Annotated in this window: 18 protein-coding genes; 9 read left to right on the forward strand and 9 right to left on the reverse strand. The window is 74.1% G+C overall.

Annotated elements, in window-relative coordinates:
* The first annotated feature begins 176 nt into the window (after window positions 1–176).
* Entirely contained in the window at window positions 177–329 is a 153-nt protein-coding gene (locus tag ACRB68_RS33340; protein ID WP_153539719.1) for a hypothetical protein, read from the forward strand.
* Here ACRB68_RS33340 and ACRB68_RS33345 read toward each other — a convergent pair.
* Window positions 313–1,269, reverse strand: coding sequence for a sulfotransferase family protein (locus ACRB68_RS33345; protein WP_153539721.1), 957 nt, complete (start codon window positions 1,267–1,269; stop codon window positions 313–315). The genes ACRB68_RS33340 and ACRB68_RS33345 overlap by 17 nt on opposite strands.
* A gap of 108 nt (window positions 1,270–1,377) precedes the next feature.
* On the opposite strand from ACRB68_RS33345, the gene ACRB68_RS33350 reads away from it, so the two are divergent.
* The 3 genes from ACRB68_RS33350 to ACRB68_RS33360 all read left to right on the forward strand — a co-directional run bounded on the left by ACRB68_RS33350 (window position 1,378) and on the right by ACRB68_RS33360 (window position 4,113).
* On the forward strand, window positions 1,378–2,139 hold the full coding sequence (locus tag ACRB68_RS33350; protein WP_153539723.1) for an SIR2 family NAD-dependent protein deacylase: 762 nt from the start codon (window positions 1,378–1,380) through the stop codon (window positions 2,137–2,139).
* 91 nt (window positions 2,140–2,230) lie between these two features.
* Window positions 2,231–3,229: a S66 peptidase family protein gene (locus ACRB68_RS33355; RefSeq protein ID WP_153539725.1), complete on the forward strand. Its 999-nt coding sequence runs from the start codon at window positions 2,231–2,233 to the stop codon at window positions 3,227–3,229.
* Complete coding sequence (locus ACRB68_RS33360) at window positions 3,226–4,113, forward strand: hypothetical protein (protein WP_153539727.1); 888 nt, start codon at window positions 3,226–3,228, stop codon at window positions 4,111–4,113. Before ACRB68_RS33355 ends, ACRB68_RS33360 begins: the two co-directional genes overlap by 4 nt.
* Window positions 4,114–4,153: 40 nt before the next feature.
* On the opposite strand, the gene yczE is transcribed toward ACRB68_RS33360, so the two are convergent.
* Entirely contained in the window at window positions 4,154–4,783 is a 630-nt protein-coding gene (gene yczE / locus ACRB68_RS33365) for a membrane protein YczE (RefSeq protein WP_153539729.1), read from the reverse strand.
* An 82-nt stretch (window positions 4,784–4,865) separates the two neighbouring features.
* Here yczE and yczR point away from each other — a divergent pair, with 82 nt between their 5' ends.
* A complete protein-coding gene (yczR, locus tag ACRB68_RS33370) occupies window positions 4,866–6,317 on the forward strand; it encodes a MocR-like transcription factor YczR (protein WP_153539731.1) in 1,452 nt (483 codons plus the stop codon).
* Between the two features lie 15 nt (window positions 6,318–6,332).
* Here yczR and ACRB68_RS33375 read toward each other — a convergent pair whose 3' ends face one another.
* Window positions 6,333–6,767 carry a CBS domain-containing protein gene (locus tag ACRB68_RS33375; protein ID WP_153539733.1) on the reverse strand — a complete coding sequence of 145 codons (435 nt, stop codon included), beginning with the start codon at window positions 6,765–6,767 and terminating at the stop codon, window positions 6,333–6,335.
* Between the two features lie 133 nt (window positions 6,768–6,900).
* On the opposite strand from ACRB68_RS33375, the gene ACRB68_RS33380 reads away from it, so the two are divergent.
* On the forward strand, window positions 6,901–8,358 hold the full coding sequence (locus ACRB68_RS33380; RefSeq protein ID WP_153539735.1) for an MFS transporter: 1,458 nt from the start codon (window positions 6,901–6,903) through the stop codon (window positions 8,356–8,358).
* Window positions 8,359–8,453: 95 nt separating this feature from the next.
* Window positions 8,454–9,767, forward strand: a complete 1,314-nt coding sequence (locus tag ACRB68_RS33385) for an NAD(P)/FAD-dependent oxidoreductase (RefSeq protein ID WP_328595100.1) — start codon at window positions 8,454–8,456, stop codon at window positions 9,765–9,767.
* A 30-nt stretch (window positions 9,768–9,797) separates the two neighbouring features.
* Here the strand turns inward: ACRB68_RS33385 and ACRB68_RS33390 are convergent, their stop codons facing one another.
* The 4 genes from ACRB68_RS33390 to fdhD all read right to left on the reverse strand — a co-directional run bounded on the left by ACRB68_RS33390 (window position 9,798) and on the right by fdhD (window position 14,553).
* Entirely contained in the window at window positions 9,798–11,561 is a 1,764-nt protein-coding gene (locus ACRB68_RS33390; protein ID WP_328595101.1) for an SDR family oxidoreductase, read from the reverse strand.
* Window positions 11,558–12,403 carry a M24 family metallopeptidase gene (locus ACRB68_RS33395; protein WP_328595102.1) on the reverse strand — a complete coding sequence of 282 codons (846 nt, stop codon included), beginning with the start codon at window positions 12,401–12,403 and terminating at the stop codon, window positions 11,558–11,560. The genes ACRB68_RS33390 and ACRB68_RS33395 overlap by 4 nt, the downstream gene beginning before the upstream one ends.
* Before the next feature lie 241 nt (window positions 12,404–12,644).
* Window positions 12,645–13,580: a metal-dependent hydrolase gene (locus ACRB68_RS33400; protein ID WP_153539737.1), complete on the reverse strand. Its 936-nt coding sequence runs from the start codon at window positions 13,578–13,580 to the stop codon at window positions 12,645–12,647.
* Between the two features lie 160 nt (window positions 13,581–13,740).
* Window positions 13,741–14,553 carry a formate dehydrogenase accessory sulfurtransferase FdhD gene (fdhD, locus tag ACRB68_RS33405; RefSeq protein ID WP_153539739.1) on the reverse strand — a complete coding sequence of 271 codons (813 nt, stop codon included), beginning with the start codon at window positions 14,551–14,553 and terminating at the stop codon, window positions 13,741–13,743.
* Between the two features lie 166 nt (window positions 14,554–14,719).
* On the opposite strand from fdhD, the gene ACRB68_RS40365 reads away from it, so the two are divergent.
* Window positions 14,720–14,983 (forward strand): DUF4333 domain-containing protein, encoded by a 264-nt coding sequence (locus tag ACRB68_RS40365; RefSeq protein WP_194293555.1) that lies wholly within the window; start codon window positions 14,720–14,722, stop codon window positions 14,981–14,983.
* Between the two features lie 37 nt (window positions 14,984–15,020).
* Here the strand turns inward: ACRB68_RS40365 and ACRB68_RS33415 are convergent, their stop codons facing one another.
* Together ACRB68_RS33415 and ACRB68_RS33420 are read right to left on the reverse strand one after the other, a co-directional pair.
* On the reverse strand, window positions 15,021–15,647 hold the full coding sequence (locus ACRB68_RS33415) for a trimeric intracellular cation channel family protein (protein ID WP_153539742.1): 627 nt from the start codon (window positions 15,645–15,647) through the stop codon (window positions 15,021–15,023).
* Between the two features lie 23 nt (window positions 15,648–15,670).
* A complete protein-coding gene (locus tag ACRB68_RS33420; protein ID WP_153539744.1) occupies window positions 15,671–15,853 on the reverse strand; it encodes a DUF3099 domain-containing protein in 183 nt (60 codons plus the stop codon).
* An 83-nt stretch (window positions 15,854–15,936) separates the two neighbouring features.
* Here ACRB68_RS33420 and ACRB68_RS33425 point away from each other — a divergent pair, with 83 nt between their 5' ends.
* Window positions 15,937–16,692, forward strand: coding sequence for an SDR family oxidoreductase (locus ACRB68_RS33425; RefSeq protein ID WP_153539746.1), 756 nt, complete (start codon window positions 15,937–15,939; stop codon window positions 16,690–16,692).
* Window positions 16,693–16,695 lie beyond the last annotated feature (3 nt).

Here is a 16,695-nt window from a genome sequence, read left to right on the forward strand (position 1 = left end):
ACCTGTGAATATCGGCGTGTCCTGAGGGAAAACCCTTACGTGTATCCGCGCGATGCGGTTTTCTTGTCTTCCTTTCCGGGCGCCGTGATCGCAACCTGACGGCCATCCCGTGACATCACAGTGGTAGGCGGGTGCCACCGTCCAGTGCGCCGCATCCGCGCGAGAGAGGGGAAAACATGCGTCTGACGATCAACCCCGAACGGCTCGTGAAGCCCGGTCCGGGCCGCTACACCGTGCTGCTGGTCGGCCTCGGCGCCGCGGGCGTCGCGCTCGGCTGGCTCGGCCCGGAGGTGGCGCACTCCTCGGCGGCGGTCATCCGCCGCCGCTGAGCGGGTACCCCAGGCGCGTCAGCTCGGTCCCGGCGATCTTCTCGACCTGCGCGAGCTGCCGCGGCGTCAGCCGCTCGCGCCAGACGCCCGTCGCGGGCTCGGCCGCCTCCCGGTCGCGGGGGCGGACCAGGCCCGCCAGGGTGCCGGTGGACACCGGCGCCTCCAGGAAGGCCGACACCTGCCCGGCGATCCGGCTGGGACTGGCGATCAGGTCCTCGTAGCGGACGGTGTGCAGCTGGTCGTCGGGGGTCTGCGCGCGCAGCCGGGCGCTGAGCCGCACCGAGCCGCGCCAGCGCAGCGCGCACTTGACCGCCGCCGCCGACCTCGGCCAGCGGTCGCGCTCGGTGAGGTCCTCCACGCCGAAGAAGGGGTTGGGGAACACCTTGTCCAGGTTGGCCAGGCCCGGCTTGAACCAGGCCAGGCAGCGCTCGTCGGTGAGCATGTCGGCGACCACGTCGCGGCCGTCGCGGATGACCTGCAGCAGCTGGGCGTCGGGGAAGGCGTCCAGCAGCACGTCGGCGCTGTAGATCAGGTCGGGGGAGGCGTCGGCGAACCGCGCCACCTCGCGCGGCTCCACGCACGGCCCGGCCCGGTCGGCCTCGGCGCGGGTGGCGCCGGCCCGCAGCCGCAGCCCGGCCAGCTCCCGGCACTCGGGCGGGCACTCCGCGCAGGAGCGCGCCGAGATCTGCCACGCCTCGGCGTAGGCGTCGCGCAGCACCCGGGCGGCGCCCGTCCCCTGCTCGGAGGCGATCGCCGGGCGGCGGGCGAAGGCGTACAGCAGCCGCAGCACGCTCGGGCGGCCGGAGGTCAGGTGGAAGCCCGCGGACCGCTTCAGCGCGCGCGCGAGCAGGTCCGCGCCGGAGTGGGGGGCTCCCAGCACGAACACGGGGCGGCGGACCTTCGTGCCGTGGATCACCAGGATGTGCGGCGTCGACCTCATAGAAGTGCCTATTTTCGCATCTCCGAAGGCGTGGACGGCCGCGACGCTCCGCCGGATCCGGCCGGATATCCGTCTCGAACCAGTGCGTTCCGGACCTAGCCTGGGGTCATGGACGTTCCTCCCGCGCTGCTGGCCGCCCTGCCGGACGCCCGGTCGATCACCGTGCTCACCGGCGCCGGGATCAGCACCGACAGCGGCATCCCCGACTTCCGCGGCCCGCAGGGCGTGTGGACCAGGGATCCGGCGGCCGCGCGGCTGTCCACGATCGGCGCCTACCTCGCCGACCCGCAGGTCCGCGCCGACGCCTGGCGGTCTCGCCGCGACCACCCGGCCTGGCACGCCGAGCCGAACGCCGCGCACGCCGCCCTGGCCGGGCTGGAGCGGGCCGGCCGGCTGCGCGCGCTGATCACCCAGAACATCGACGGGCTGCACCAGCGCGCCGGGTCGGCGGCGGTGCTGGAGATCCACGGCACCATGCGCGAGGCCGAGTGCCTGGCCTGCGGCCTGCGCACCCCGATGCCGGAGGTGCTGGCGCGGGTGGACGCGGGCGAGCAGGACCCGCCCTGCCCCGAGTGCGGCGGCATCCAGAAGTCGGCCACGATCTCCTTCGGGCAGCCGCTGCGGCAGGACGTGCTGGACGCCTCGATCACCGCCGCCCGCGAGTGCGACCTGTTCCTGGCCGTCGGCACCTCGCTGACCGTCGAGCCGGCCGCGAGCCTCTGCCTGGAGGCGGTGGAGCGCGGCGCCCCGCTGATGATCCTGAACGCCGAGCCGACGCCCTACGACGCGGTGGCCGCCGCCGTCGTGCGCGGGCCGATCGGGGAGACGCTGCCGCGGCTGGCGGATCTGGTCCTCGGGGCCGCCCGGTGAGCCCCTGCCAGCTCGTGCCCGCCGCCCCCTTTCCCTTGCGCGCGTATCCTGCGAAGCTCTATGGGTCGTACGGCGAGGAGGAGTCGGGTTGATGAGCGGGGGCGCCCGCACGGGGGCGGGGGACGGCCGGTCCGCCGTACCCTCGGCCACCCCGCACCGCCCGCGGCTGCGTCCCGGTGACCGCGTCGCCGTGGTCGCCCCGAGCGGCCCGGTCGACCCGGCCCGCCTGGACGCCGGGCGCGCCGTGCTGCGCGGCCTCGGCCTCGAGGTGATCGTGGGCAAGCACGCGCTGCAGCGGACCGGCCTGGCCGAGGAGCCCGCCCCGGCGTCCTGGCACGGCCTGGCCGGCGCCGACGCCGACCGCGCCGCCGACCTGACGGACGCCTGGTGCGACCCGGCCGTGCGCGGCGTGGTCTGCGCCCGCGGCGGCTACGGCGCCACCCGCGTGCTGGACCACCTGGACTGGGCCGCGCTCGCCGCCGCCGGGCCGAAGGCCCTGCTCGGCTCCAGCGACGTCACCGCCCTGCACGCCGCGTTCGGCGCCCGGCTCGGCGTGACCACCTTCTTCGGGCCGATGCCCGCCGGGTTCCTCGGCACCGGGCACGCGGCCAGCGTGGAGTCGCTGCGCGCCGCGCTGTTCGGCGCGCCGGACGGCCGCCCGGCGGCCGTGCGCGGCACCCACGCCCTGGTCCCGGGCCGCGCCGAGGGCCCGCTGACCGGCGGGACCCTCGCGCTGCTGACGGCGCTGCTCGGCACCCCCTACGCCCCGCCGCCCGCGGCCGGCCGGATCGTGTTCCTGGAGGACGTCACCGAGGCGCCCTACCGGATCGACCGGATGCTGGTGCAGCTGCGCCAGTCGGGCTGGCTGGACGGCGCCGCCGGGTTCGCCCTCGGCGCCTTCACCGACTGCGGCGACCCCGCCGAGCTGGACGCGGTCCTGGCCGCCCGGCTCGGGCCGCTCGGCGTGCCCGTCCTGGCCGGCCTGCCCGCCGGCCACGGAACGTGCCAGTCCACCCTGGAGCTGGGCGCCCGGGTCCGGCTGGACGCGGGCGCACTGACGCTGCAAGCCCCCCACGGAGGTGCCCGATGAGCGGCCGGCACGCGCGTCCCGACCCGACCGATGACGGCACCCTGGACTCCCTGCTGGTGCTGGTCGCCGAGAGCCTCGGCTACTCCTGCCGGGCGCTGCCGGGCGACGTGATGCTGCTGGAGGGCGCCACCCGCCTGCACGTCAGCATGCGCAACCTGCGCCAGCTGGCCCGCCTGGTGCCGCGCGACGACTGGCCCGCGCTGGTCTCCGACCACGTCACCACGATCGTCACCGCGATCGAGGAGCCGCTGGACCTGTCGGACTTCGAGCTCGCCCAGCATCTGCTGCGCACCCGGATCTACCCGGCCGAGGCCGACAACGGCGTGCTGGCCGCGCGGCCGTTCGCGGCCGGGCTGATCGAGGTGGTCGTGGTGGACACCCCGACCACCGTGCGCACCGTCACCGTCGAGGAGATGCACGGCTGGCCGGTGTCGGGCGACGCCCTGTTCATGCTGGGCCGCTCCAACGTGCGCGCCGACGGGTCGCTGGAGCACACCGAGCAGGACCTGGCGGGCGTGCGGGTGTCGGTGCTGCACGGCTGGACGTTCTACGCCGTCACGCACCTGGCCTGGCTGGAGGAGTACCTGCCGATCGGCCCCTACGGCGCCCTGGTGATCGCGCCGAACCGCAGCCTGATCGTGGCGCACGCGCTGCGGCCCGAGGGCGACCCGCGGGCCCGGCACCGGGCCGCGGTCGCCGCCGCGGGCGAGCTGCAGGCGCACGCCCACCGCGCCTACGAGGACGGCCCCGGATCGCTCAGCCCGCACCTGTACTGGTGGCGCGGCGGCGAGCTCACCATGCTGGAGACCCGCTACGACGGCGACACGCTGGTGCTGCCCGGCGAGTTCGTGTCGATGCTGACCACCCTGGCCGCCGAGCACTGAGCCCGGCCCCCGAGGGGGACCGGGCCCGGCACGCGGCGGATCAGCACGCGGCGGGCTCGGGCCGGGGCTCGGCCGCGGGCGCCGGGACGGGCCTCTTGATCTCCAGGGCCGGGATGAACACGTGCGCGAGCGGGCCGATCGCGACCGCGTACAGCAGCGTCCCGACGCCGACGGTGCCGCCGAGCAGCCAGCCGAGCGCGAGCACGCCCACCTCGATGCCGGTGCGCACCACCCGGATGGAGTGGCCGCGCGCGGCGAGGCCGGTGGTCAGGCCGTCGCGCGGGCCCGAGCCGAACCCGGCGCCGATGTAGCAGCCGGTGGCGAAGCCGCCCACCGCGATCGCGGCGATCAGGTACGCCCAGCGGGCCGGCAGCGCGTGCGCCTCCGGCAGCAGGTACAGGAACAGGTCGGCGAACACGCCGACCAGCAGCACGTTGCTGATCGTGCCGAGGCCGGGGCGCTGGCGCAGCGGGATCCAGCCGAGCATGACCACCGCCCCGGCGATGATGATCCAGGTGCCGATGGACAGCCCGAACGTGCGCGACAGCCCCTGGTGGAACACGTCCCACGGGTCGTTGCCGAGCGTCGAGGACACCTGCAGGGCGATGCCGAGCCCGTAGAGGGCCAATCCGCCGTAGAGCTGCACCAGGCGTCGCACCATCAAAGCCATTGTCCGTTCCCCCCTCGATTTCAAGCCAGTTTGTCGCATTTGGCCCTGGAAACTTAAGGGCCAATGGGGGAAAGTGGCCTGTATGACCACCCGTTATGTGAGCGGCCCGCAGCTGGCCCGGCTGCTCGGCCAGACGCCGCGCGAGCGGCCCGTCTACCTGGCGCTGGCCCGGCGGGTCCGGGCGCTGGTCCTGGACGGCCGCCTCGCCGGGCACACCCGGCTGCCCGCCGAGCGCGACCTGGCGTCCGCGCTCGGCCTCAGCCGGACCACGGTGACCGCCGCCTACGACCGGCTGCGCGAGGAGGGGTACGTCGAGAGCCGGCAGGGCGCGGGCAGCTGGACCGCCCTGCCGCCGCTGCGCGGCCCGGCGCCGCTGGCGGGCGGCCCCGGGTACGGGATGAGCCGGGCGCCGGACGAGGCGGGGACCATCGACCTCGGCGCCGCCGCCCCAGGCGCCCCGGCGGCGTTCGGGGAGGCGGTCGCGGCCGCCGTCGCCGAGCTGCCCCGCTACAGCGACGGGCCCGGCTACGAGCCGGGCGGCATCGCCGCGCTGCGCGAGGTGGTCGCCGCCCGCTACGCCGAGCGCGGCGTGCCGACCCGCCCCGACCAGATCGTGGTCACCACCGGCGCCCAGCACGCCCTCGTCATGCTGCTGCGGGTGCTGGTGGAGCCGGGCGCGGCCGTGCTGGCCGAGCGCCCCACCTACCCGCACGCCCTGACCGCGTTGCGCGAGCGGCCCGCCCGGATCGTCCCGGCCGGTGTCACCGGCGGCTGGGACGCCGAGCTGATCGCCGGGGCCATGCGGCAGGCCGCCGTCCGGCTGGCCTACCTGATCCCCGACTTCCAGAACCCGACCGGGCACCTGATGGGGGCGGACGAGCGGGCCGTGCTGGCGGAGGCCGCGCGCCGCGCCGACACCGTCCTGGTCGCCGACGAGACCTTCGCCGAGCTCGCGCTGGACCCCGCCGCGGCGCTGCCGCCGCCGCTCGCCGCGTTCGACGCCACCGGCCGGGTGGTCAGCATCGGCTCGGCGTCCAAGCTGCTGTGGGGCGGCCTGCGCATCGGCTGGATCCGCACCACCGCGCCCCTGGCGCGCCGGCTGGCCGAGTCGCGCGAGTCGCTCGACATGGCCAGCCCCGTGCTGGACCAGCTGATCGTGCGCGAGCTGCTGCTCCGGCTGGGGGAGGTCCGCGCCGAGCGCGCGGCGGCGCTCACCGCGAGCCGCGACGCGCTGGTCGCGGCGCTGCGCGACCGGCTGCCCGGCTGGGAGTTCACGGTCCCGGACGGCGGCATGTCGCTGTGGGCGCGGGTCGGCCTGCCGGTGGCCTCGCTGCTCGCCGAGGCCGCCGAACGGCACGGCGTGCGGGTGGTGCCGGGGCCGGTGTTCGGCGCCGAGGGCGTGCTGGAGGACTTCGTCCGGCTGCCCTTCGTGCTGCCGCCGGGCACGCTGGCGGCCGCGGTGGACCGGCTCGCCGCGGCCTTCGCGGAGGTGCGGGCGGCGCCGGTCGCCCGGCCCCGGCCCGCCTACGTCTGACCCCCCGGGCGGGGGCTAGGGGGCGCGCTGGATGTAGTCGACCAGGTGCTCGCGCTCGCTCTCCAGCGCGTCGATGGCGCTCTTGACCACGTCGCCGATGCTGACGATGCCGGCCAGCCGGCCGCCGTCGACGACCGGCAGGTGCCGGATGCGGTGCTCGGTCATGGTGCGGCGCAGGTCGTCGACCTGGTCGCCGGGCGCGCAGGTGCGCACCTCGGCCGTCATGATCTGCGAGACGGGGGCGTCGAGCAGCGCGGCGCCGCGCTCGTTCAGCCGGCGGACCACGTCGCGCTCGGAGACGATCCCGGCGATGGCGGCGCCGTCGGGCGACACCACGGCGGCGCCGATGTTGTGCTCGGCCAGCACGGCGAGCAGGTCCCGCACGCTGGTACCGGGGGGCACCGTGGCGACCTCGGTCCCCTTCCTCCGCAACACGTCGCTGATGCGCATGTCTCACACTCCAGGGCTCGGCAGGTGACGTACCCGCCACCCTCACATGTTCGGCGACCGGGGAAAAGAGCGGCGGCGTGACGGCCGCGTACATGCGCCTGCATAAATCGTGCGGATCGGGAAGAAGGGGGCCATGACGTCCCCCCAGACCCGCACCATCGACACCGACATACCAGCCAGGCTCGACCGGCTGCCCTGGTCGCGCTGGCACTGGACGGTCCTGATCGGCCTCGGCGCCGTATGGATCCTGGACGGCCTGGAGGTCACGGTCGTCGGGGTCATCGGCCCCCGGCTCACCGGGCCCGAGGGCGGCCTCGGCCTCACCGACTCCCAGGTCGGGCTCGGCGCCTCGGTCTACGTGATCGGGGCCTGCCTCGGCGCGCTGCTGTTCGGCCACCTCACCGACCGGTTCGGCCGCAAGAAGCTGTTCCTGCTCACGCTCGCGCTGTACCTGGCCGCCACCGTCGCGACCGCGTTCTCGTTCGACCCGCTCTGGTTCTACCTCTGCCGCTTCCTCACCGGCGCCGGCATCGGCGGCGAGTACGCGGCGATCAACTCCGCCATCGACGAGCTGATCCCGGCGCGGGTGCGCGGCACCGTCGACGTGGTCGTCAACGGCTCGTTCTGGGTCGGCACCTCGCTCGCCGCCGCGCTGTCCATCCCGGTGCTGACCGGCAGCCTGGTCCCCGAGGACCTCGGCTGGCGGCTGCTGTTCGGCCTCGGCGGCCTGCTCGGCCTCGGCGTGCTGCTGGTGCGCCGCACCGTGCCCGAGAGCCCGCGCTGGCTGTTCATCCACGGCCGCGAGGACGAGGCCGAGCGGATCGTGGCCGGGATCGAGCGCGAGGTCGAGCGGGAGACCGGCGCGGCGCTGGAGCGCCCGGACGGCACGATCCGGGTCCGGCAGCGCCACACCATCGGCTTCGGGGAGATCGTCTCCACCGCCGTCCGCCGCTACCCGCGCCGCACCGTGCTCGGCCTCGCCCTGTTCATCGGGCAGGCGTTCCTGTACAACGCCGTCTACTTCACCTACGCGCTGGTGCTGTCGAAGTTCTTCAAGGTCGCCGACGCGCACGTCGGCTACTACCTCATCCCGATCGGCGTCGGGAACTTCCTCGGCGCGTTCGTGCTCGGCCGGCTGTTCGACACCGTCGGCCGCCGCCGGATGATCGCGATCTCCTACATCGGCTCGGGCGTGCTGCTCGTCGGCACCGGGCTGCTGTTCCGGGCCGACGTGCTGGACGCCTGGACGCTCACCGCCTGCTGGTGCGCGGTGTTCTTCCTCGCCTCGGCGGGCGCGAGCGCGGCCTACCTCACCGTCAGCGAGATCTTCCCGATGGAGACCCGGGCGATGGCGATCGCGGCCTTCTACGCGGTCGGCACCGGGCTCGGCGGCGTGATCGGCCCGGTGCTGTTCGGCCGGCTGGTGGAGACCGGCAAGCTCGCCGCGGTCGCGACCGGCTACTTCATCGGCGCCGCGCTGATGATCGCGGCGGGCGTGGTGGAGCTGCTGATCGGCGTGGAGGCCGCCGGGCGGTCGCTGGAGGACATCGCGCCGCCGCTGTCGGCCGAGGAGGAGAAGGCCGCGGCCTGACCTGCGGTCGCACACCCACCCCGGCTCCGGGGCGGCGGTCCGCCCTCACGTAACGTGATGGGACGAAAGCGGATCGTCGCCCTAAGGAGCAAGTCGTGCCCGCACCCCGGATCGTCATCGTCGGCGCCGGCTTCGCCGGCTACCACCTCGCGCGCCGCCTGGAGCGGCGGCTGCGGCCGCACCAGGCGCACATCCGCATCATCGCGCCGTTCGGCTACACCCTCTACCAGCCGCTGCTGCCCGAGGTGGCGGCGGGCGTGCTGGACCCGCGCTCGATCGCCGGGCCGCTGCACCGGCTGCTGAAGCGCACCCAGCTGACCGCCGGCAAGGCCTCCGGCGTCGACCTGGCCGCCCGCCGCGTCGAGGTCACCATGATCGACGGCTCGACGCGCACCGTGCCCTACGACCGGCTGGTGCTCTGCCCGGGCAGCGTCACCCGCACCTTCGACATCCCCGGGCTCACCGAGCACGCGCACGGGATGAAGAACCTCGCCGAGGCCGTCTACCTGCGCGACCACGTCATCGCCCAGCTGGAGCTGGCCTCCACCGCCCAGGACCCGGCCGAGCGCGCGGCCCGGCTCGGCTTCCTGGTCGTCGGCGGCGGCTACTCGGGCGTGGAGACCGCCGCCAACCTGCAGCTGCTCACCGTCAAGGCGATGCGCGAGTTCCCGCGGCTGGACCCGGCGCTGCTCAGCTGGACGCTGGTGGACGTGGCGCCGCGGCTGCTGCCCGAGCTCGGCGAGCGCCTCGGCGCGGTGGCGCTGCGCAAGCTCACCCACCGCGGCCTGGACATCCGGCTCGGCGTCAGCCTGCGCGAGCTGACCGCCGACACCGCGACGCTCACCGACGGCAAGGTGCTGCCCTGCCGCACCGCGATCTGGACCGCCGGGGTCACCCCGGCGCCGGTCGTGGCGACCCTGGACGCCCCGACCACCAAGGGGCGCCTGGTCGTGGGCGCGGACCTGCGCCTGGCCGGGCACCCCGAGGTGTACGCGCTCGGCGACGCCGCCGCCGTGCCCGACCTGGTCAAGGGCGACGGCGCGATCTGCGCGCCGACCGCCCAGCACGCCACCCGCCAGGCCCGGGTCGCCGCCGACAACGTGCTGGCCTCGCTGCGCGGCGGCGAGCCGCGCGTGTACCGGCACCAGGACCTCGGCATGGTGGTGGACCTCGGCGGCAGCCAGGCGGTGGCGCGGCCGCTCGGCATCAGCCTGACCGGTGTGCCCGCCCAGGCCGTCACCCGCGGCTACCACCTGGCCACCGTCCCGTCGCTGCGGGCGCGGTCCCGGGTGCTCGGGGACTGGCTGCTGCACAACGTGGCGGGCGACGACCTGATCCGGCTCGGGTTCCTGGACACCCGCACCGACGACCTGGCCGACCTGAAGCACACCGTGACCGCGCGGCGGTGAGCCCGGGGCCGCCGCCGCGCGGGCGCCGCCTCAGTCGGCGTCGATCCGGGCGAACAGCCGCATCAGCCCGGGGGAGACCCGCGAGAGCAGGTGGCTGATCCGCGCCTCGGGCGTGACCGGCACGACGGCCTTGTCGCGCTGCACGGCCGCCACGATCTGCTCCGCGACGCGGTCGGGCCCGTAGCCGCGCAGCGCGTAGGCGCGGGCCGCCCGGCGGCGGCTCGCCGCCTGCTGCTCCTCGGACCGCCCGACGAACCGCGACGTCCGGGTGATGGCGGTGTTGACGATGCCGGGGCAGATGGCGCTCACCCCGATGCCCTGGCCCTTCAGCTCGGCGCGCAGGCACTCGCTCAGCATCAGCACCGCCGCCTTGCTGGTGGCGTAGGCGGGCAGTGATCGCGAGGGCGTGAACGCCGCCGCCGACGCGGTGTTGACGATGTGCCCGCCCTGCCCGCGCGCGGTCATCTGCGCGGCGAACAGCCGGGATCCGTGGATGACGCCCCACAGGTTGACGTCCAGCACCTTGCGCCAGTCGTCCTCGGAGTGCTCCAGGAACGGGCCGGCCATGCCGATCCCGGCGTTGTTGACGACCACGTCGGGGACGCCGAGGTCGTGCAGCACCGCCTTGGCGAAGTCCTCCATCGCCGCCGAGTCGGACACGTCCACCCGGTAGGCGCGCCCGGCCGGGCCGAGCAGCCCGGCGAGCTCGGCGGTGCGCTGCGCGGCCGGCAGGTCCAGGTCGGCGGCCACGATCTCGGCGCCGCGCTCGGCGAACGCCAGCGCGGTGGCCCGGCCGATGCCGCTGCCGGCGCCGGTGACGACCACCAGCGAGCCCTCGAAGGGGCGCCGGTCCGCGGCGACCCGGGCCCGGCGCACGGCGCGCTCCGCGGCGATGGCGAGGGGCTCGCCGCGGACCGCGGTGATGTGCTCGGTGATCCACTGGGCGACGACGCCGGGGTGGCTGCGCGGCACCCAGTGCCCGGCCGCGACCGTCCGCAGCGACAGGTTCGGCACCCGCGCGCCGAGGCCCTCGACCAGGTGCGGCGACACGAACAGGTCCCGGGTCGGCACGATGACCTGGGTGGGCACGGTGGTGCGGCGGTCGCGCGGGCGGCGCAGGCGCTGCAGCATGTTGGCCCGGTACAGGCCGACGCCCGCCGCGCCGTCGCGGCCGAGGGTGCGCGCGGGGTGGCCCTCGCGGGCCGGGACGCCCTCGCCGAGCTCCAGGGCGCGCGCGAACGGCCTGCCGAGGCCGGCCCGCCACAGCAGCTCCGGCAGCAGCGGGGTCTGGAAGAAGTAGATGTACCAGGAGCGCACGGCCTGCCCGAGGGCGGCCTTGATGTTGCGCGGCGTCGGCCGGGTCGTCTTGCGCCGGGTCCAGTGCGCCACGTGGTCCAGGCACGGCCCGGAAATGGAGGTGAAGGAGGCGAACCGCTCGGGCATCGTGCAGGCGGCCTCCCAGGACTGGATGGAGCCCCAGTCGTGGCCGACCAGGTGCACCTTGCGGTCGGGCGCGGTCGCGTCCAGCACGGCCCGCAGGTCCGACATCAGGTACTCGAAGGTGTAGCGCCGGCGGCCGAAGGGGCGCGAGGAGGCGCCCGCGCCGCGCACGTCGTAGCGCACCACGTGGTAGCGCTCGGCGAGCAGGCCGGCGACCTCGTCCCACACCGCGTGGGTGTCGGGGTAGCCGTGCATCAGCACGACGGTCGGCCTGGCCGGGTCGCCCTGCTCGTAGACGGCGAGGTCGACGCCGTCGCCGCGGACGTGCCGCCGCCGCTCGTCCCCGGTGCTCACGCGTTCTCCTCCCGTCGCGCCCAGCGGTGCACGTGGGGCAGGTCGTCGTCGAGCCAGAACGCGTCGTCCTCGGTCACCACGAGCAGTTCCTCGAACTTCACGCCCACGCCGCGGAAGCCGATGTGCGGCTCGACCGCCCACAGGCCGGGCGTCGGCGGGTGCGCGGACTGCTTGGCGCCGTTCCACAGCGGGGACCGGCCCGCCATCCGCTCCTTGACCAGCTCGCGGCCGATCGTCTGCAGGAACCGGACGCCGAACGGGAAGCCGACGCCCTTCGGCAGCGGGCCGCCGATGACGCCGACCTGGTGGCCGATGACGCGCCCGGGGTACTTGCGGTGCCGGTTGTCGTAGCCCTGCCGCTCGATGAGGGCGTCCACCTCGGCGTAGATGTCGGCGAACGTGCGGCGCTCGCGCACCAGCTCCAGGATGAGCGTCCGATAGCGGGCGAGGTCGCCGTCCAGCCGCTCCCAGATGCGGTTCTCGCCGAGGACGCCGCCGTAGCCGATGTCGGCGGAGTAGCCCTTCTTCACCGGCGCCATGTCCAGGATGTAGGGCATGCCCTCTTCCAGGCGGGTGCCGGTCGGCAGGAACTGGGTGGGGATCTTGAAGCCGCGGAAGGCGGTGCGGTCGCCGAACCAGGCGAACGGGGTGTGCAGCCAGTCGTCCACGCCGCGGTCGCGCAGCCAGCGGCGCATCCGCCGGCACGCCTCCCGCTCGGTCACGCCCGGTTCGAGCGTGGCGGCCACCTCGTCGGCGCACTGGTAGCACAGACGCTGGATCTCACGGAAACGCTCAAGCTCCGCGGCATTGCCGGTACGGGCGAGCGCGACATTATTGGACACAGCGTTAATTAACCGCCTGCCTTGAACTCAGGTCAAGTCAGGACGAAGCGATGAGCACCCTTCGTGTGCTGTGATCTCCTTCACAACAGCCTGAGCCGTCACGCGAGCGCGACCGAAGTCTGCAGCCGGGGGCCGAAGCCGAAGGCGAGGCCCCCGGCTGCAGATCGCGAAGCGATGCAGCGCTCGCCGATCTCGGTCAGGGGGTGAGCCGCCAGGCGAGCCCCCCTGGGCCGGGATCCCATTAATACGGGTCGTAGCCCGCCGCCTGGGCCGCGGGGGAGTTGAGCAGGTACTCCAGGGCCCGGGGGGTCGAGCACACCTGCGAGGGGTGGTGCGAGGGCTTGAGGTAGACCGGGGCCTCGCCGAGCAGCAGCTTGAAGATGCCCGGGATGTGGCCGTTGCGGACGGAGCGGCGGTAGGCCAGCAGGACGCGCGGCAGCGACAGCCTGTCCTTGACGGCAGGGTCCTGCTTCAGCAGGTACAGCGAGCCGCCGATCAGCGCCCAGTACAGGAAGAACAGCGAGACCACCCAGGCGAAGACGCGGGTCGGGTACCGGCCGCCCACGGCCTTGAAGGTGTCGAACACCACCGACCGGTGCTCGACCTCCTCGGCGCCGTGCCAGCGCAGCAGGTCCAGCATCGTCGGGTCGATGCCCGCCTTGTCCAGCTTGTCGTTGTCCATGAGCCACTGGCCGAGCACGGCGGTGTAGTGCTCGATCGAGGCGACCGCGGCCAGCTCGAAGCGCAGGCGCCGCCGCCAGGCCCGCGGGTTCTTCTCCTTCAGGGCCGCCATCTGCGCGGGCCGCTCGGCGTTGCCCTTGCCGGCCGGGCCGGTGATCTTGGTGACGTCGATCCCGTTGGCCGCCAGGATCTGGTCCAGCACGCCCTCGTGCGAGCGGGCGTGCACCATCTCCTGGCCGATGAAGCCGCGGATCTCCTCCAGCAGCTTGGCGTCCTTGATGAGGGGGCGGGCGTCCTTGACGCACTGGATGAACCACTTCTCGCCCTCGGGCAGGACGATGTGGAACGAGTTGATGATGTGCGTCCCGACGGGGTCGCCGGGGATCCAGTGCAGCGGCGTCTTGGTCCAGTCGAAGGAGACCCGGCGGGGCTTGATGGGAGGATGGCGCTCGTCGATCTCGAACGCGGGGACGTCAGGCGTCAGTGGCCTCGTCATTCGCTCTCCTCACGGGTCGCGCAGGGGGTGGTTACCGAAGAGTACAGATGTCGCTTAGTGCCCATAAGCCCATGAAATGAACTCATGTACGGCAGTGAAACTCTTGTGCGCCAGGCCACATCGGACGCCGCCCCACTTGTCGCACCGTGACAAGAAGAGATCAGATCGTGATCCGGTGCGCTCCGGTGTAGACGTTCATCGTCTCCCCGCGCAGGAACCCCACCAGCGTCATCCCGGCGTCGGCGGCCAGGTCGACCGCCAGCGACGACGGCGCCGACACCGCCGCCAGCACCGGGATCCCGGCCTGCATGGCCTTCTGGGTCAGCTCGAACGAGGCGCGCCCGCTCACCATCAGCACGTGCCCGGCGAGCGGCAGCCGCCCCTCGCGCAGCGCCCGGCCGACGACCTTGTCGACGGCGTTGTGCCGGCCGACGTCCTCGCGCAGGACCAGCAGCTCCCCGGCGGCGTCGAACAGCCCGGCCGCGTGCAGGCCGCCGGTGCGGTCGAAGACCCGCTGCGCCGCGCGCAGCCGCTCCGGCAGGGCCGCCAGCAGCTCGGGGGAGAGCGTCAGCGGGTCGGCGGCGACGTCGTAGGGACGGTCGTCGCGCAGCGCCGCCACGCTGGCCTTGCCGCAGACCCCGCACGCGCTGGTGGTGGTGAACGCCCGCGTCAGCAGGGTGTCCGGCGGCCGCACGCCGGGCGCCAGCACCACGTCCAGGGTGTTCTGCTCCACCGTGTCGGCGCAGTAGCGCATGCCGGTCACATCGTCCGGGCCGGCGATGACGCCCTCGGCGGCCAGGAACCCGGTGACCAGGTCGAAGTCGTCGCCGGGGGTGCGCATGGTGATCGTCAGCGGGGCGCCGGCGACCCGGATCTCCAGCGGCTCCTCCACCGCGAGGGTGTCGGGCCGCCGCCCGCGGCTCCCGGACGTGCTGAGCCGCAGCACGGGCCTGCGCACGGTGATCCTCCCCATGCCGCGACCGTACCCCGGCGGGGTGCCGTTGTCCCGCTGCGAGGTCCCTGTACGGACGGGACGTCGTGCCCTGGCGGGCGGGCGGGGGCGGGACGCACCATCGAGACGTGTCCAGACGCCTCCGGGGGACCGGGGCGCACACCATCACGGGGAAAGAGAAGACCTCATGCGCAAGCTCCTGGTACTGCCCGTCCTGACGGCCGCCGTCGCGTTCGCCGCCGCGGGCTGCCAGATCGGCGGCAAGACCGTCGAGAAGGACAAGGTCGAGCAGCAGATCAACGACAAGCTCGGGCTGAGCGCGAGCTGCCCGCAGGACCTGAAGGGCGAGGTGGGCGCCAAGCTGGAGTGCAAGGCCGGCGCCCGCACCGTCACCGTCACCGTGACCTCGGTCGAGGGCAGCCAGGTGAAGTTCAACATGCAGGCCTCCTGACCGGCCGCGGGGGCCTGATCAGGGGACACGGGGAGTCTCAGTCGGTGACCCCGCGGGGGCGCGGGGTCCGCCAGCCGTAGCGCACGGCCAGCACGCGCAGCCCGAACACCAGCACCGCCGCCCCGGCGGTGACCAGGGCGCCGTGCAGGCCGAGCGAGCGCGCCGCCGCGACCACGGCGGCGCCGAGCATCGCCGGCAGCGCGTACAGCTGCCGGTCGTACAGCACCGCCGGGATCTGCCCGCTCAGCACGTCGCGCAGGATGCCGCCGCCGATGCCGGTGATGACGCCGAGCAGCGCCGCGTGCAGCGGGGACAGGCCGTGGTCCATGGCCTTGATGGTGCCGGTCGCGCAGAACAGGCCGAGGCCCGCGGCGTCGAACAGCAGGACGCCCGGCAGCAGCCGGGCCACCTGCGGATGCCAGTGGAACACCAGCACCGAGGCCACCAGCGGCGTCAGCACGTAGCCGAGGCTGGTGAAGGCCGCCGGCGGCACCGCGCCGATGATCAGGTCGCGCAGGATGCCGCCGCCGAGCGCGGTGATCTCGGCCAGCACCACCATGCCGACCACGTCCAGCCGCTGGCGCACCGCGGCGAGCGCGCCCGACACCGCGAACACGAAGATCCCGGTCAGGTCCAGCAGCCCGGCGACGTCCAGCTCCTCCATGGGGGGATCATCTCGCGGGAGGATCAGTCCCGGCGGTCCGGGTTCCAGTTGGCGATGATCACCGCGATCGGCGGCAGCACCGTCGCGACCAGCGACATCACGATCGCGGCGGGCGGGGAGAAGAACCGGACCACCGTCCAGGACAGCACGAACAGGGTCACGCAGACGCCCATGATGATCCCGTAGGCGAGTGCGCGGCGCCGCATACCCCCACCGTACGCCCGGGTGCCGAAGGCGCCTCGGTACGGTCTGGGGGGACTCGGTCCGCGACCGCGAGGAGAGGGACGTCATGGAACTGTTCAGCCTGGCCGGCAAGACCGCGCTGGTGACCGGGGGCACCCGGGGCATCGGCCTGATGATCGCGCGGGGGCTGCTGCAGGCCGGCGCCGCGAAGGTGTACATCAGCTCGCGCAAGGCCGAGGCGTGCGAGAAGGCCGCCGCCGAGCTCGCCGAGTTCGGCACGGCGGTGCCGGTGCCGGCCGACGTCAGCACCGAGGAGGAGTGCCTCCGGCTGGCCGGGCAGGTCGGCGAGCCGCTGCACGTGCTGGTCAACAACGCGGGCGCCACCTGGGGCGCGCCGCTCGCCGAGTTCCCCGCCTCGGCGTGGGACAAGGTCGTCGACCTCAACCTGAAGGCGCCGTTCTACCTGACCCGCGCGCTGCTGCCGCGGCTGCGCGAGGCCGCCACCCCCGACGACCCGGCGCGGGTCATCAACATCGGCTCGGTCGACGGCATCATGACGCCGGGCGAGCGCTACTCCTACACCACCAGCAAGGCGGGCGTGCACCAGCTCACCCGGGTGCTGGCCAAGGAGCTCGGCCCCGAGTCCATCACCGTGAACGCGATCGCCCCCGGGCCGTTCGAGTCCAAGATGATGGCCGCCACGCTCGACGCGTTCGGCGACGTCATCGCCTCGGCCGTGCCGCTGCGCCGGATCGGCCGCCCCGACGACATGGCGGGCACCGCGGTGTTCCTCGCCAGCCGCGCCGGCGCCTACGTCAACGGCGCGGTGATCCCGGTCGACGGCGGCCTGACGACCCTGTGACCC

This window comes from Actinomadura macrotermitis (assembly GCF_009604375.1).
Taxonomy (GTDB): Bacteria; Actinomycetota; Actinomycetes; order Streptosporangiales; family Streptosporangiaceae; genus Spirillospora; species Spirillospora macrotermitis.

What these genes read in the sequence shown, in the direction of transcription:
- ACRB68_RS33340 (WP_153539719.1), top strand. Translation starts at nt 177, where the DNA reads ATGCGTCTGACGATCAACCCCGAACGGCTCGTGAAGCCCGGTCCGGGC.
- ACRB68_RS33345 (WP_153539721.1), bottom strand. Translation starts at nt 1,269, where the DNA reads ATGAGGTCGACGCCGCACATCCTGGTGATCCACGGCACGAAGGTCCGC.
- ACRB68_RS33350 (WP_153539723.1), top strand. Translation starts at nt 1,378, where the DNA reads ATGGACGTTCCTCCCGCGCTGCTGGCCGCCCTGCCGGACGCCCGGTCG.
- ACRB68_RS33355 (WP_153539725.1), top strand. Translation starts at nt 2,231, where the DNA reads ATGAGCGGGGGCGCCCGCACGGGGGCGGGGGACGGCCGGTCCGCCGTA.
- ACRB68_RS33360 (WP_153539727.1), top strand. Translation starts at nt 3,226, where the DNA reads ATGAGCGGCCGGCACGCGCGTCCCGACCCGACCGATGACGGCACCCTG.
- yczE (WP_153539729.1), bottom strand. Translation starts at nt 4,783, where the DNA reads ATGGCTTTGATGGTGCGACGCCTGGTGCAGCTCTACGGCGGATTGGCC.
- yczR (WP_153539731.1), top strand. Translation starts at nt 4,866, where the DNA reads ATGACCACCCGTTATGTGAGCGGCCCGCAGCTGGCCCGGCTGCTCGGC.
- ACRB68_RS33375 (WP_153539733.1), bottom strand. Translation starts at nt 6,767, where the DNA reads ATGCGCATCAGCGACGTGTTGCGGAGGAAGGGGACCGAGGTCGCCACG.
- ACRB68_RS33380 (WP_153539735.1), top strand. Translation starts at nt 6,901, where the DNA reads ATGACGTCCCCCCAGACCCGCACCATCGACACCGACATACCAGCCAGG.
- ACRB68_RS33400 (WP_153539737.1), bottom strand. Translation starts at nt 13,580, where the DNA reads ATGACGAGGCCACTGACGCCTGACGTCCCCGCGTTCGAGATCGACGAG.
- fdhD (WP_153539739.1), bottom strand. Translation starts at nt 14,553, where the DNA reads ATGGGGAGGATCACCGTGCGCAGGCCCGTGCTGCGGCTCAGCACGTCC.
- ACRB68_RS40365 (WP_194293555.1), top strand. Translation starts at nt 14,720, where the DNA reads ATGCGCAAGCTCCTGGTACTGCCCGTCCTGACGGCCGCCGTCGCGTTC.
- ACRB68_RS33415 (WP_153539742.1), bottom strand. Translation starts at nt 15,647, where the DNA reads ATGGAGGAGCTGGACGTCGCCGGGCTGCTGGACCTGACCGGGATCTTC.
- ACRB68_RS33420 (WP_153539744.1), bottom strand. Translation starts at nt 15,853, where the DNA reads ATGCGGCGCCGCGCACTCGCCTACGGGATCATCATGGGCGTCTGCGTG.
- ACRB68_RS33425 (WP_153539746.1), top strand. Translation starts at nt 15,937, where the DNA reads ATGGAACTGTTCAGCCTGGCCGGCAAGACCGCGCTGGTGACCGGGGGC.